This window comes from Rhodococcus sp. JVH1 (genome assembly GCF_000280725.2).
GTDB classification, from domain to species: Bacteria; Actinomycetota; Actinomycetes; order Mycobacteriales; family Mycobacteriaceae; genus Rhodococcus_F; species Rhodococcus_F jostii_A.
In genome coordinates this window covers 6,657,784-6,671,753 of record NZ_CP166289.1, presented here as the reverse complement: position 1 = coordinate 6,671,753, position 13,970 = coordinate 6,657,784, and the positions used below count along the sequence as shown (strand labels likewise).

Annotated in this window: 13 protein-coding genes; 4 read left to right on the top strand and 9 right to left on the bottom strand. The window is 69.0% G+C overall.

Annotation, left to right across the window (positions count from 1 at the left end; translation table 11 throughout):
• The first annotated feature begins 38 nt into the window (after positions 1 to 38).
• Genes JVH1_RS31030 through cysC form a run of 3 tightly spaced genes read left to right on the top strand, consistent with a single transcriptional unit; the run spans position 39 to position 3,654 of the window.
• Positions 39 to 842 (top strand): Stf0 family sulfotransferase, encoded by an 804-nt coding sequence (locus tag JVH1_RS31030; protein ID WP_009473970.1) that lies wholly within the window; start codon positions 39 to 41, stop codon positions 840 to 842.
• Positions 839 to 1,771, top strand: coding sequence for a sulfate adenylyltransferase subunit CysD (cysD, locus tag JVH1_RS31025; RefSeq protein WP_009473971.1), 933 nt, complete (start codon positions 839 to 841; stop codon positions 1,769 to 1,771). The genes JVH1_RS31030 and cysD overlap by 4 nt, the downstream gene beginning before the upstream one ends.
• Entirely contained in the window at positions 1,771 to 3,654 is a 1,884-nt protein-coding gene (cysC, locus tag JVH1_RS31020; protein ID WP_009473972.1) for an adenylyl-sulfate kinase, read from the top strand. Before cysD ends, cysC begins: the two co-directional genes overlap by 1 nt.
• Here the strand turns inward: cysC and JVH1_RS31015 are convergent.
• The 8 genes from JVH1_RS31015 to JVH1_RS30980 all read right to left on the bottom strand — a co-directional run bounded on the left by JVH1_RS31015 (position 3,651) and on the right by JVH1_RS30980 (position 10,916).
• Complete coding sequence (locus JVH1_RS31015) at positions 3,651 to 5,141, bottom strand: UDP-N-acetylmuramoyl-L-alanyl-D-glutamate--2,6-diaminopimelate ligase (protein WP_009473973.1); 1,491 nt, start codon at positions 5,139 to 5,141, stop codon at positions 3,651 to 3,653. The two genes, cysC and JVH1_RS31015, sit on opposite strands and share 4 nt — an antisense overlap.
• Positions 5,142 to 5,197: 56 nt before the next feature.
• Positions 5,198 to 6,577: a sulfatase gene (locus JVH1_RS31010; RefSeq protein ID WP_009473974.1), complete on the bottom strand. Its 1,380-nt coding sequence runs from the start codon at positions 6,575 to 6,577 to the stop codon at positions 5,198 to 5,200.
• A 25-nt stretch (positions 6,578 to 6,602) separates the two neighbouring features.
• A complete protein-coding gene (locus JVH1_RS31005) occupies positions 6,603 to 7,616 on the bottom strand; it encodes a sulfate/molybdate ABC transporter ATP-binding protein (RefSeq protein ID WP_009473975.1) in 1,014 nt (337 codons plus the stop codon).
• The gene (gene cysW / locus JVH1_RS31000; protein WP_009473976.1) at positions 7,613 to 8,419 is read right to left on the bottom strand and encodes a sulfate ABC transporter permease subunit CysW; all 807 of its coding nucleotides are present in this window, start codon (positions 8,417 to 8,419) and stop codon (positions 7,613 to 7,615) included. Before cysW ends, JVH1_RS31005 begins: the two co-directional genes overlap by 4 nt.
• A complete protein-coding gene (gene cysT / locus JVH1_RS30995) occupies positions 8,416 to 9,297 on the bottom strand; it encodes a sulfate ABC transporter permease subunit CysT (RefSeq protein WP_009473977.1) in 882 nt (293 codons plus the stop codon). The genes cysW and cysT overlap by 4 nt, the downstream gene beginning before the upstream one ends.
• A gap of 7 nt (positions 9,298 to 9,304) precedes the next feature.
• Positions 9,305 to 10,336 (bottom strand): sulfate ABC transporter substrate-binding protein, encoded by a 1,032-nt coding sequence (locus tag JVH1_RS30990; RefSeq protein ID WP_009473978.1) that lies wholly within the window; start codon positions 10,334 to 10,336, stop codon positions 9,305 to 9,307.
• Positions 10,337 to 10,517: 181 nt separating this feature from the next.
• A complete protein-coding gene (locus tag JVH1_RS30985; protein WP_368681004.1) occupies positions 10,518 to 10,646 on the bottom strand; it encodes an Ms4533A family Cys-rich leader peptide in 129 nt (42 codons plus the stop codon).
• An 87-nt stretch (positions 10,647 to 10,733) separates the two neighbouring features.
• Complete coding sequence (locus JVH1_RS30980) at positions 10,734 to 10,916, bottom strand: hypothetical protein (protein WP_005247996.1); 183 nt, start codon at positions 10,914 to 10,916, stop codon at positions 10,734 to 10,736.
• Positions 10,917 to 11,002: 86 nt separating this feature from the next.
• On the opposite strand from JVH1_RS30980, the gene JVH1_RS30975 reads away from it, so the two are divergent.
• Complete coding sequence (locus JVH1_RS30975; RefSeq protein WP_043778369.1) at positions 11,003 to 12,958, top strand: glycoside hydrolase family 15 protein; 1,956 nt, start codon at positions 11,003 to 11,005, stop codon at positions 12,956 to 12,958.
• Positions 12,959 to 12,984: 26 nt separating this feature from the next.
• Here JVH1_RS30975 and JVH1_RS30970 read toward each other — a convergent pair whose 3' ends face one another.
• Entirely contained in the window at positions 12,985 to 13,923 is a 939-nt protein-coding gene (locus JVH1_RS30970) for a nitronate monooxygenase family protein (RefSeq protein WP_009473981.1), read from the bottom strand.
• Between the last annotated feature and the right edge of the window lie 47 nt (positions 13,924 to 13,970).

Genomic DNA, 13,970 nt, shown 5'->3' with positions numbered 1-13,970 from the left:
AGATTTCGGCACCGAATTTCGCGTTTATAGTTTCCGGCATGTCGGAGCCACGCTCATATCTCGTCTGCGCGTCACAGCGCAGCGGCAGCACTCTGCTCGTCGAATCTCTTCGCGCCACGACCGTGGCCGGCAACCCCGAGGAGTTCTTCCAATACCTGCCGTCCACCAGTCGATCACCGCAGCCGCGACAGTGGTTCGAGGGTGTCACCGACGAGGCGGTGCTCTCGCTGCTCGCCCCGCTCGAATCGGGGACCGCCGACACCCGCACCGCGGAGCAGTGGCGCGATCAACTGCTCAGCCTCGGTCGCACCCCCAACGGGGTGTGGGGCGGAAAGCTGATGTGGAACCAGGTGCCGCTCGTCCTCGACCGTGCCGCCGGACTTCCGGACCGGTCCGGCGACGATTTGCGGTCCGCCCTGGACGACATCCTGGGCGGCGACCTCGCCTTCATCCATGTCTACCGGCGTGACGTCGTCGCGCAGGCGGTGTCGATGTGGCGGGCGGTGCAGACTCAGGTGTGGCGCGACGACGCCACCCCACCCGCCCCGCACGACGGCGCCGAGTACCACGCGGGCGGCATCGCCCATCTCGTCCGCATTCTGCGCGATCAAGATGAGCAGTGGCGCAACTGGTTCGAGGTCGAGGGACTCGACCACATCGATATCGGTTTCGACGATCTCGTCGCGGCGCCGCAGGCGACGGCGGCGAAGGTGCTCGTCGAACTCGGCCTCGACGCCGATCTCGCGCCCCCGCCGCCGCTGAAGCGGCAGAGCGACGGCCGCTCCAAGGAGTGGGCCGAGCGGTATCGGTCCGACGCCACCGCGAACGGACTTCCGCTGTGACCGCCGTCGGGGCGCCGCGTGACAGCGCCGCACGGGTGGACGAACTCCGTGCGCTGGAGGCGGAGGCCGTGCACATCATCCGCGAGGTGGTCGCCGAACTCGAGCGACCGGTTCTGCTGTTCTCGGCCGGCAAGGACTCGATCGTGTTGCTGCGGCTGGCGGAGAAGGCGTTCCGGCCGTCCCCGTTGCCGTTTCCCGTCCTGCACGTCGACACCGGGCACAACTTCCCCGAGGTGATCGAGTTCCGCGATCGCCGGCTCGCAGAGGACGGTCACCGGCTGATCGTCGCGTCGGTGCAGGAGTCGATCGACAGGGGCCGCGTCACCGAATCGGGCGGGCCGGGCACGTCCCGGAACCGGCTGCAGACCCGCACCCTGCTCGACGCACTGGAGGCGCACCGTTTCGACGCCGCGTTCGGCGGCGCGCGCCGCGACGAGGAACGGGCCCGCGCGAAGGAGCGGGTGCTCAGCTTCCGCGACGAGTTCGGGCAGTGGGATCCGCGATCGCAGCGGCCCGAGCCGTGGTCGCTGTACAACGGGCGGATCCGCCGCGGTGAGCAGGTCCGCGTGTTCCCGCTGAGCAATTGGACCGAACTCGACATCTGGCGCTACATCGAACTGGAGAACCTCGCGCTGCCGTCGATCTACTTCGCCCACGAGCGGCAGGTGTTCGCGCGCGACGGCATCCTGCTGGGGTTGTCCGAGTACACGCTGCCCACCGAAGACGAACTGGTGCAACGGCTCCGGGTGCGGTATCGCACGGTCGGGGACCTGACGATCACCGGTGCCGTGCGTTCCGACGCCGGCGACGTCGCCGGCGTGATCGAGGAGATCGCCGCGGCCACGGTCTCCGAACGCGGCGAGACCCGGGCCGACGACAGAACTTCCGTTGCCGCGATGGAAGACCGCAAGCGCGAGGGGTACTTCTGATGACCACCACCAGCCGGCCCCGTCAGTTGCTGCGGCTCGCCACCGCGGGCAGCGTCGACGACGGCAAGAGCACTCTGATCGGACGGCTCCTCCACGACACCGGCAGCCTGCCCACCGACCACCTCGAGGCGGTGACGAACGCCGACGGCGAGGCCGACCTCGCCGCCCTGTCCGATGGGCTGCGCGCCGAACGCGAACAGGGCATCACCATCGACGTGGCGTACCGGTTCTTCTCCACACCGACCCGCAGCTTCGTGCTCGCGGACACGCCGGGGCACGAACGGTACACCCGCAACATGTTCACCGGTGCGTCGAACGCCCACGTCGCCGTGCTGCTCGTGGACGCCCGCGCCGGGGTGCTCCGGCAGACCCGACGCCACGCCCGGATCGCCGACCTGCTCGGCGTGCCGCACCTGGTCGCAGTGGTCAACAAGATCGACCTCGTCGACTTCGACGAGACCCGGTTCAAGGAAGTCGAATCCGAACTCGGCCTGCTCGCACAGCGCCTCGGCGGCCGCGACCTCACGGTGATCCCGGTATCCGCCACCCGCGGCGACAACGTCGTCACACGGTCGGATTCGACACCCTGGTACGACGGGCCCACGATCCTCGAGTATCTCGAAGAGGTGGAACTCGCCGCACCGTCCGCGGTCCCGTCCGAACTGCGACTGCCGATCCAGTGGGTGGCGCGGCCCACGGACGACCGGCGCCGCCGCTACACCGGCCGGCTGTCCGCAGGCACCCTGTCCGTCGGCGACGAGGTGGTGGTCCTGCCTGCGGGTTCCCGCAGCACGGTCACCGCCCTCGACACCCTCGATCCCCATCGGTCGGTCGCGGTCGCGCCGCTGTCGGTGTCGTTCGAACTCGCGGACGACCTCGACGTGGCCCGCGGCGACCTCGTCGTCAGCGCCGCCGCCGACGCGACCGCACCCGCCCCGGCCCGCGAGATCGACGCGACCGTGTGCTGGCTGAGCGAGACACCGCTGCGGGCGGGCGACCGGGTGGCACTCAAGCACACCTCCCGCACCGTGCGCGCCACGGTTCAGGAATTGCACACCAGGCTCGACCCGGAAACCCTCGAAGAACACGACTCCCCCAGCGAACTCGCCCTCAACGACATCGGTCGGATCACGCTCCGGACGAGCACGGTGGTGCTCCCCGACCCCTATGCCACCAATCGTGACGCCGGCGCGTTCATCCTCATCGACGAACAGAGCAACGACACCGTCGGCGCCGGAACCGTCGGCGAAGCCCGGGAAGTCGTGCCCGGCGAGCAGACCCGGCACGACATCAAGTGGCACCCGTCGTCGCTGGAACGGGATCGGCGCTGGTCCGCGACCGGGCAGCGGGGCGCCACCATCTGGCTCACCGGGCTGCCGGCGTCCGGGAAGTCGACGGTGGCAGTCGCGCTCGAACGGACCCTCGTCGACGCCGGACGAACCGCGTACCTGCTGGACGGCGACAACGTACGGCACGGCATCTCGGACGACCTCGGGTTCTCCCCCGGCGACCGGGCCGAGAACATCCGCCGCGTCGGTCACCTCACCCGGTTGTTCGCGGACGCCGGGGTGGTCGCCATCGCGTCGATGGTGTCGCCGCTGCGCTCGGACCGTGCGATCGCGCGGGCGCTCAACGAGGCCGCGGGACTGCCGTTTCTCGAGATCCACGTGAGCACGCCGGTCGACGAATGCGAACGGCGTGACCCCAAGGGTCTCTACGCCCGGGCGCGGGCAGGTGAACTCCGCGGCCTCACCGGGATCGGTGCGCCGTACGAGGCCCCCGAGAATCCGGATCTCGCGTTCGACACCACCGGCGCCGATCTCGACGATCTCGTCGCGCGGATTCTCGCCGAACTCGCCCGGCACGAGACGCCACCGGCCTAGCGCGCGACGAGCCGCAGGAGTGCCTCGTGGAGTGCGATCCGGTCGTCGAACACACGTCGGCGCGGCCCGTACGCCTGTACCCGGTCGTGCCCACGGCCTGCGACCACCACGACGTCGCCCGGCGCGGCGAGGGTGACAGCGGCGACGATCGCCTCGGCGCGGTCGGGCACGACGAGCACTTCGGCGTCGCCACTGAGTGCACCTCGCGCCACATCCTCGCGCAGACGCTGCGCGTCGTCGGAGTACGGACTCTCGTCGGTGACGATGACCGTGTCGGCGAAACGGGCCGCGGTCGCACCGAGCGGCACCCGCTTGCCGGGGTCGCGCTCACCGGTCGCCCCGACGACGGCGATGACCCGGCCTCGCGTCAGCGAGCGGAGGTACGGAAACAGACGTCGCTGACCGGCCGGGTTGTGCATGTAGTCGACGAACGCGAGGAACGGCTGGCCCGCGTCCACCGCCTCCAGGCGTCCGGGCACCGTATCGAGGCTCTCGATCCCGGCGACCGCCGAGTCGAGGTCCACCCCGCGAACCGCGAGGGCGGCGATCGCCGCGAGTGCGTTGTCCACCTGGTGCACTCCGAGTAGCCGGAGCCGCACCGGTTTCCGCGCCCCGGCGCCGTGGAGGGTGAACGACGTGCCGCCCTCGTCCGCGTGCACGGCGGACGCATGGAAGTCGGCCGCCGTCGTCCTCGACGAGAACGTCACGCGGGGCACGGTGACGGTGGCGGCGAGGCGGCGCCCGAACTCGTCGTCGACGCCGACGGCTGCCGCGGCGCAGCGCCCCGGTTCGAACAATCGGGCCTTCGCCGCGAAATACGCGTCCATGTCGGGGTGAAAGTCCAGATGGTCGCGGGCGAGGTTGGTGAACACCCCCACCCGGAACGACGTTCCGTCGATACGGTGCAGAGCGAGACCGTGGCTCGACACCTCCATCGCGACCGCGCCGATCCGATGCTCGGCGAACGCGGCGAGGGTCTGCTGGAGCTCGCACGCCTCCGGAGTAGTCCGGGTCGCGGTGCGTGACCCGTTCGGTCCCCGGACGGCGATCCCCGTCATCATGCCGGTGCCGACACCCGCCGCACGCAATCCCGCGTCCAGGAGATACGCGGTGCTGGTCTTCCCGTTCGTCCCCGTCACACCGTAGACGTCGAGTGCCTCGGACGGATTGCCGTACACCCACGCTGCCAACGGACCGAGAGCACGACGCGGATCGTCCACCACGATCGTCGGCAGCACGTCCGACCCGCGGTCGCTGAGCATCGCGACAGCACCGCGCGCCGCGGCCTCGCCCGCGAACTCGATCCCGTGCCGGTGCCGCCCCGGCAGCGCCGCGTACACGTCGCCGGCCCGGACGAGACGAGAGTCCTGGCTGATACCCGTCACCGCTGCCTCGCCGGACCCGGAGAGTGCCGCCGAGCAGTCGAGGCGGCGCACCATCTCGCGCAGCAGCTTCGGCGGAGTGCACCGCGGGCAGTCGACGCTCACGCTTCCAGTGCACCACTGCCGTGCAGGTCGCGAGGACGGAACCGCATCATCCGCCCCTACGTCGCTACACCGCTCCGCGGCTCGTCGAGAATTCCGCGATCCGAACTGTAGGCCGAACGCACGTCCGGCACACGGTCGAGAGTGGCGAGGTATTCCTCCATGGCCTTCCGGGCGTAGGCCGTCCCCTCTTCCTCGCTCGGGATCGAGTCGCCCGTCGCCCGTCGCCACGTCGCGAGTTCCAGCGCCAACTCGGCCTGCGTCCCGGCGAAGTCCTCGGTGTCGGCCAGGTTGTCGCGCTCGCCGGGGTCGGCGACCAGGTCGTAGAGTTCCCGGCTCGGACGCGGCCGGAGATGCTCGGTGCCCAGCGCCGCACCGGACAGGCTGTTCTCGATGTCGAGGGGCAGATCGAGCCTGGGCCGAGGCGCGTAGTTCTCGATATAGCTGAACCGCTTGGTGCGCACCGCGCGAATGGGATCGAAGCTGTCGTGGAACGTCTTCTCCGTGAACAGGACGTCGCGTGCCGTCGACTCCGACCGGCCCAGCAACTGCCCGGCGTGGGAGACGCCCTCCACGGCCGCGGGGATCGGGACGCCGAGCAGTTCGAGAAGGGTGGGAACGAGATCCACCCCGCTGAACAGGTCGTCGTAGACGCGAGGCGACGCCCGCAGCCTCCGCGGCGGCCGGATGATCGTCGCAATTCCGGTGCCCGGCGCATACAGTGTCGACTTCGCACCGGGGAAGGCCTCGCCGTGGTCGGTGAGGAACACGACCCACGTACTCTCGTCGAGCCCCTCGTCGTCCAGCGTCTGCAGCAACCTGCCGACGGCCGCGTCGGCCACCTCGATCGACCCGTGGAATCCGGCCAGATCCTCACGGACCTCCGGCCGGTCGGGCAGGTACGACGGAACGGCGAAACCCTCGGGATCAGCGGGTACATACCTGTCGACCGGGTACGGGCGGTGCGTCTCGAAGAAGCCGGCGGTCAGCAGGAACGGTTGCGGAGGGAACCGCGACAGCCACCGCGACGCCCGATCGGTGACGTATTCGCAGTACGAATTCGTCACGTCGTACTCGTGGAAGCCGAGCCGCTTGGGGTACGCGGTCTCGTGCTGCATCCCGAACAGGGCCGTGAACCAGCCCGCCTCCGCCAGCAGGGACGGCAGCGTGCGGACGTCGTCGTGGTACTGCCAGCCGTGGTGTGCGAGGCCGATCAGCCCGTTGCTGTGCGGGTACCGGCCCGAGAACAGAGCCCCCCGCGACGGCGAGCACAGCGGCGCCGCCGCATGCGCGTCCGTCAGCAGCACACCCTCCGCGGCGAGCCGGTCGAGGTTCGGACTACGCACCCCGGACGCGCCGTAACACCCGAGGTGACGGCCCAGATCGTGCCAGTGCACGATCAGAACGTTGTCACGGGCGGGATTCACCGAGGTCGCCACAGTCGCCTCCTACATCGGCGGTGAGTTACAGGGAGACCGGAACTTCGGCCTCCGGGAGTTCGGGAGCCCGCGTGGCCCGCGCGTACACGGTCTCGCCTTCCTGCAGGCCGAGCGCCGCGCTGTCGCCGCGAGTCACCTGCGCGGAGAAGGGCTCACCGGTGGCCTCGTTACGCAGATCCACCCGCACCTCGAACCCCAGGTGCACCACTCGCTCGACGGTCGCCCGGGTGACGCCGAGCGATTCGGCCGTGCCGGCCTCCTGCGCGAGGGCGAGGTCGGGATCGCGGCCGAGGCGGATGTCGTGCGGTCGAACCAGCTGACCGTTGAGCTTGGCCACCGACCCGAGGAACGACATCACGAAATCGTTGTGGGGGCGGTCGTAGAGGTCCTCCGGTTCACCGATCTGCTCGATCCGGCCCTTGTTGAGGACCGCGATCCGGTCGGCGACGTCGAGCGCCTCCTCCTGGTCGTGGGTGACCAGCACGGTGGTCACGTGCACCTCGTCGTGCAACCGGCGCAGCCAGGTGCGCAGGTCCGTGCGGACCTTCGCGTCGAGCGCGCCGAACGGCTCGTCGAGGAGAAGCACCTTCGGGTCCACGGCCAGGGCCCGCGCGAGCGCCATCCGCTGACGCTGACCGCCCGACAGTTGCGCCGGATAACGGTGCTGGAAGCCGTCGAGGCCGACGATCTCGAGAAGCTCGTTGACCTTCTTGTCGATCTCCGGCTTGGGCCGCTTGCGGATCTTCAGGCCGAACGCGACGTTGTCGCGCACCGTCATGTGCTTGAACGCCGCATAGTGCTGGAACACGAAGCCGATGTCGCGCTTCTGCGGGGAGATGTCGGTGACGTCGTTCCCGCCGATCACGACGGTGCCGGAGTCGAGGGACTCCAGTCCGGCGATGGATCGGAGCAGCGTCGACTTGCCCGAACCACTGGGCCCGAGGAGCGCGGTCAGCGAACCCGAGGGGATGTCGATCGTGACGTCGTCGAGAGCAGCAAAGGACCCGTAGTTCTTCCGGGCGCCGGTCACGGTAATCATGTGGTGCTCCTCTTGCGGTCGAGCAGAGTCATCAGAAGCAGGGTGATCAGCGCAATGCCCATCAGCAGGGTGGCTGCGGAGTACGCACCGAACGTGTTGTGGTCGTCGATGTAGCGCGAGTGCACGAGCAGGGTCAGGGTCTGCGACACACCGGGGAAGCCCGAGGACACCATGATCACCGCACCGAACTCGCCCAGTGAGCGGGCGACGGTCAGGACCACACCGTAGGTGAGGCCCCAGCGGATGGCGGGCAGTGTGATCAGCCAGAACGTCTGCCAGCGGCTCGCACCGAGCGTCGCGGCGGCCTGTTCCTGCTCCTCGCCGATCTCGTGCAGGACGGGCTCCACCTCCCGCACGACGAACGGCAACGTCACGAAGAGGGTGGCGATGACCATGCCGGGAAGCCCGAAGATCACCTTGAACCCCAGCGATTCGAGCCCGCCGAACCAGCCGTTGGCACCCCACAGCAGGATCAGCGACACGCCGACCACGATGGGCGAGACGGCGAACGGTAGGTCGACCACCGCCTGCACCAGGCCGCGCCCGGGGAAGCGGCCCCGGACCAGCGCGAGGGCGGTGACGATCCCGAACACCACGTTGACCGGGACGACGATGGCCACGATCAGCAGGGACAGGTTGAGTGCGGAGATCGCGGCGGGGGTGCTGATCGACTCGATGAAGGCGCCGATCCCGTTCTCGAACGTGCGGAACAGGATGATGACGATAGGCACCACCAGCAGGCCGAACAGATAGAGCAGCGCGACTGCGCGCAGGGTGATCCGGGTGGACCCAGAGAGCTTCATTCCGCCTGCTCCTCACGACGCTGCCCCCGGCTGGCGAAGACCCGGAGGGCGAACAACGTCACGAACGCGATGGCCAGGAGAGCCACCGACACGGCCGCCGCGGCGGCCGGCCGATCGATTTCGATCTGCTGTTGAATGTACTGGGAAGCGACCTGGGTCTCTCGGGGAATGTTTCCGCCGATCAGGACGACCGACCCGTACTCGCCGATCGCGCGGGCGAATGCGAGCCCCGCGCCGCTGACGATGGCCGGGGTCAGGGTGGGCAGCACGACGCTCCGGAAGATCGTCCAGTTGTCCGCGCCGAGCGAGGCCGCGGCCTCTTCGACTTCCCTGTCCACCTCGATCAGCACCGGCTGCACCGAGCGGACCACGAACGGCAGCGTCACGAATGCCAATGCAACGATCAGACCGGGCTGCGTCGCGTTGAGGTGGACCCCGATCGGGCTCTCCGGGCCGTACAGCGACAGGAGCACGATGCTGGCCACGATGGTCGGCAACGCGAACGGCAGGTCGATCAGTGCGTTGACGGCCCGCTTGCCGGGGAATTCGTCGCGCACCAGCACCCACGCGATGAGCGTGCCCATGATCACGTTGATCACGGCCACCACCACCGACACCACGACGGTGACGCGCAGGGACGCCACGGCCACGGGCGAGGTGATCGCGTCCACGAAGCCGCCGATTCCGTCGCCGAACGAGGCGACGGTGAGCGCGGCGAGTGGCAGGACCACGATGATGCTCAGCCAGAGCGTCGCGATGCCGATGCCGAGCGGTCCCACCGCACCGGTGACCCGGGCGACCTTCTTGCGCGTAGGCGGAACGGGCGGAGGCGGCACCGTGATGCCGCGTCCGCCCGTCGCCGTCGTCGTGTCGCTCACGTCGGTCTTACTTGGTTGCGTTGTCGTAGATCACTGCGATGGACCCGGTGTCCTTGGCGAACACCTCGGAGTCGACCTTGGACCAGCCGCCGAGATCGGCGATCGTCCACAGCTTGGCCGGTTCGGGGAACTTGTCGGCGAACTCCGTGGCCACCGCGGGATCGACCGGGCGGAATCCGGCCTCGCCCCACAGCTTCTGGCCCTCGGTGGTGTAGAGGAAGTCCTTGAACGCGTTGGCCTTCTCCAGGTTCTTGCTGTTCGAGAGCACCGCGACCGGGTTCTCGATCTTGAACGTGGTCGGCGGGGTCACGTGCTCGACGGGGTCACCGTTGCCCTCGATGAACAGCGCCTCGTTCTCGTAGCTGAGCAGCACGTCACCGGTGCCCTGCAGGAACGCCTCCGACGCCTCGCGGCCCGACTTCGGCTGAATCTTCACGTGGTCGTTCACCAGCGAGGTGATGTAGGCCAGACCGGCGTCCGGGTCCTGACCGCCGTTGCTCTTCGCCGCGTACGGTGCGAGCAGGTTCCACTTTGCGGATCCGGAGCTGAACGGGTTGGGGGTCACGACCTCGACGCCGGGACGCAACAGGTCGTCCCAGTCGCGGATGTTCTTCGGGTTGCCCTCGCGCACGACGATGGTGACGACCGAACCGAACGGAATCCCGTTGTAGGCGTCCTGGTTCCAGCTCTTGTCCACCAGGCCGGCGTCGACGAGGCGGGTGATATCGGGTTCGACCGAGAAGTTGACGAAGTCGGCCTCGGCGCCGTCCTTGACCTTGCGGGACTGGTCACCGGAGGCACCGTAGGACGGCTGGAAGGCCACGCCCTTGCCCTCGTCGGTGGCGTTGAACGCGGGGATCAGCTTGTCGAAGCCCGGCTTCGGCACGGCGTACGCGTACAGGTTGATGGTGCCCGCGCTGCCGTCGGCACCGGCCGAGTCGCCGCCGGCGGTGTCGCTGGCGCCTCCGCTGCACGCGGTCAGCGCCACAGCTCCGAGCGTCACGAGGGCCGTGAGAAGACTACGAGAACGGCGTTTCATGGGAGAAACCTTCCTGGGGATCTGTCGCAGAGGGGTGGTGCGAAAAACGTGGGAGGTGGTGCGGGAGGAAGAACGCAGGGATCGCCCGAGCGGAATCAGGAATGCGAACGAAAATCAGCAGCGCGAGACCGGTCGAGCGTGCACGGTGTCACCCGCGCGCATTTCTGTGTGCGAGGAGAAATCAACAACAGTCGATGTCGGCGACTGCGAGCATGCCGACAGCGATCAACGCCAATTCATGGCGGACCTGGTGTACAGCGGCTTCAGACACGCCGTGGACTGTAGCAGAGGCTGAACCAACCGCCCACATCGAACGGGATTTACCGGGTGAGCAGCCAGGCGACGATGACGAGGACGAGCAGCGCGAGCAGCGCGAGTGTGACGCGTGAGCGCGGCATCAGGGTTCCTCCACCTTCGAGACGTCCCGCCTGAGCAGGACGAAGACTGCGGCCAGGCCACGATCGAGCAGCCACGCCAGTCCCCGGCACACCGGCACCATCACCAGCAGCACGAGGGCGACCTGCGGAACGAACGGGAGCCCGGCGATCCACAGCTCGAAGCCGTCCCACCAACTCGCCATCCGGTCCACCGTGCCACCCTATCGTTCGCCGGCACGTGGTCGGCGCACAGGTGGACGCCGCGACGACGACGGCCGATGATGAGCAGATGGTGTCTCTCGATGCGCACTCGGACGACCAGCCCCGCTCTGCCGCGCATCGCCACCGTCGCGCGTTTCCGCCGATCGACGATTACGCATTCCTGTCGGACTGCGAGACCACGTGCCTGATCGCCCGGAACGGGGCGGTCGAGTGGATGTGCATCCCCCGGCCCGACTCCCCCAGCATCTTCGGCGCCATCCTCGACCGCAGCGCCGGCCACTTCCGGATCGCACCGTACGGGCAGAACGTGCCCGCCGCCCGCCGCTACCTGCCGGGCGGACTGATCGTCGAAACGACGTGGCAGACCGAAACGGGGTGGCTCATCGTCCGCGACGCACTCGTGCTCGGCCCGTGGCACAACGTGGAGCAGCGGTCCCGCTCCCATCGCCGCACCCCCACGGACTGGGATGCCGAACACGTCCTGCTGCGGACCGTCAAATGCGTGAACGGCACCGTGGATCTCGAGATGAGCTGCGAGCCCGCGTTCGACTACCACCGCGGCGACGCGGTGTGGGAGTACACGGGCAAGGTCTACGAGGAAGCCACCGCCACCTGCAAGTCGAGTGGTGCGGGCGACCACCCCACACTCCGGCTGACCAGCAACATGAAGCTCGGGCTGGAAGGGCGCGAGGCCCGGGCCCGGACCCGGATGGTCGCGGACGACAACGTGTTCGTCGCACTGTCCTGGTCGCACATGCCTGCGCCGCAGACCTATGACGAGGCTGCCGAGAAGATGTGGCAGACGGCGAAGTTCTGGCGGGAATGGATCACGACCGGCCGCTTCCCCGACCACAAGTGGCGTGGCTACCTGCAGCGCAGCGCCCTGGCGCTGAAGGGGTTGGCGTACGCCCCCACCGGCGCGCTGCTCGCCGCGTCGACCACGTCGCTTCCGGAAACCCCCGGGGGTGAACGAAATTGGGACTACCGCTACGCATGGGTGCGCGATTCGACATTCGCGCTGTGGGGGCTGTACAGCCTCGGACTCGACCGGGAGGCCGACGACTTCTTCGCGTTCCTCTACGACGTGTCCAGTGCCGACGACGGCAAGTACCGGCCGCTGCAGGTGATGTACGGCGTCGGCGGCGAGCGGACCCTCGTCGAGGAGGAGCTGCCGCACCTGTCGGGCTATGACGGCGCGCGTCCGGTGCGGATCGGAAACGGTGCGTACGACCAGGACCAGCACGACATCTGGGGAACGATCCTCGATTCCGTGTACCTGCACGTGCGATCGCGCGAGCGGGTGCCGGAGACGCTGTGGCCGATGCTCAAACGTCAGGTCGAGGAGGCGATCGAGCACTGGCAGCTCCCCGACCGCGGCATCTGGGAGGTGCGCGGCGAGCCGCAGCACTTCACGTCGTCGAAGATCATGTGCTGGGTGGCGCTCGACCGGGGCGCGAAACTCGCCGAGCAGCAGGGGGAGACGAGTTACGCGGACCGGTGGGCGGACCTCGCCGACGAGATCAAGGCCGACATTCTCGAGCACGGCGTCGACGCACGCGGAGTCCTCACCCAGCGGTACGGCAGCGACGAGCTCGACGCCTCACTCCTCCTCGCTCCGCTCTTGCGGTTCCTGCCCTCGGACGACCCGCGCATCCGCGCCACCGTGCTCGCCATCGCGGACGAGCTGACCGAGGGTGGGCTGGTGCTGCGTTACCGGGTGGAGACCACGGACGACGGGCTCACGGGCAAGGAGGGCACGTTCACGATCTGTTCGTTCTGGCTCGTGTCGGCGCTCGTGGAGATCGGCGAACTCGACCGCGCGAAGCGCCTGTGCGAGCGGCTCCTCGGGTTCGCCAGCCCCCTCGAGTTGTACGCGGAGGAGATCGATCCCGAGTCGGGTCGGCACCTGGGTAACTTCCCGCAGGCGTTCACCCATCTGGCGTTGATCAACGCGGTCGTCCACGTCATCCGCGCCGAGGAGGCCGCGGCGAGCGGCTTCCACCCTGCCCACTACACGGTGTGATCCGGCCGAGGACCTGCGACTCCGGACTACTCCGCGAAACGGTGCAGCAACCGCTCCGCGTCGGCGGCGATCTGCCGCACCACGACACCCGCCGGCCGCTCCGATGTGACGAGACCCGCCGCCTCCCCGGCGTACACGACACCGAGGTCGGGATTCGCGGGGTCGTAGGCGGTAGCGAGTTCGGTGTCGGAGGCGTGCACACCGTGCCAGCGGGACGTGAACGCGTTGCTCAGGGCCCGGCCGCCCCACCGGGCCGGCCACGGCTGGCTGCGCGCCTGGTCGAACACCGACGTGTACACGGTGTCCGCGCTGCCCGCCGCGATCAGCCTGCCGCGGGCGTACTCCGGTCCGATGGTCTCGGGGCTGGCCAGCAGCGCGGTCCCGATCATGGCGCCCTCCGCGCCGGCGGCGAGAACGGCGGCGAGACCGCGGCCGGTCGCGATGCCGCCCGCGGCCAGCACGGGCAGCGCGGTGGCGTCCAGGATCTCCTGCAGCAGGGGCAGCGTCCCGATCCGGCCGGTGTGGCCGCCCGCCTCGCCGCCCTGGGCGATGACGAAGTCGACGCCCGCCGCCTCCACGACCCGCAGATCGTCGATCGTGTTCACCTGCGACACCACGAGCGCCCCGGTAGCGTGCACCCGCTCCACATAGGGCGCGGGATCGCCGAACGACAGCGACACGATCCGCGGGTTCTCGGCCAGCGCGGCGTCGAGCAGAGCGTCGTCGTCGTCGAGCGCCCAGGTCATCAACCCGATGCCGAAGGCGTCGCCGCCGATGCTCCGCGCGACCGCCGTCTCCTTCGCCACCCACTCCGGGGTGGCGTAGCGCGCCGCGCCGAGCAGGCCGAGCCCGCCCGCCTTCGACACCTCGCCGACGAGGGCCCCTCCGGCCCGTCCGCCCATCGGGGCGCCGAAGATCGGCACCTCGATTCCCAGTGTCCGGGTGAGCCAGGTTTCGAGGGCCACGTGCCGCACCTACTTTCGATCAGTCGTCGACGGAGCAGAACAACCGA

Excerpts from the sequence above, each read along its gene's own strand:
- JVH1_RS30980 (WP_005247996.1), bottom strand. The coding sequence starts at position 10,916 with ATGGCGAGTTGGTGGGACGGCTTCGAGCTGTGGATCGCCGGGCTCCCG.
- cysC (WP_009473972.1), top strand. The coding sequence starts at position 1,771 with ATGACCACCACCAGCCGGCCCCGTCAGTTGCTGCGGCTCGCCACCGCG.
- JVH1_RS30985 (WP_368681004.1), bottom strand. The coding sequence starts at position 10,646 with ATGTGGGCGGTTGGTTCAGCCTCTGCTACAGTCCACGGCGTGTCTGAA.
- JVH1_RS31005 (WP_009473975.1), bottom strand. The coding sequence starts at position 7,616 with ATGATTACCGTGACCGGCGCCCGGAAGAACTACGGGTCCTTTGCTGCT.
- JVH1_RS30990 (WP_009473978.1), bottom strand. The coding sequence starts at position 10,336 with ATGAAACGCCGTTCTCGTAGTCTTCTCACGGCCCTCGTGACGCTCGGA.
- cysW (WP_009473976.1), bottom strand. The coding sequence starts at position 8,419 with ATGAAGCTCTCTGGGTCCACCCGGATCACCCTGCGCGCAGTCGCGCTG.
- JVH1_RS31030 (WP_009473970.1), top strand. The coding sequence starts at position 39 with ATGTCGGAGCCACGCTCATATCTCGTCTGCGCGTCACAGCGCAGCGGC.
- JVH1_RS30975 (WP_043778369.1), top strand. The coding sequence starts at position 11,003 with ATGGTGTCTCTCGATGCGCACTCGGACGACCAGCCCCGCTCTGCCGCG.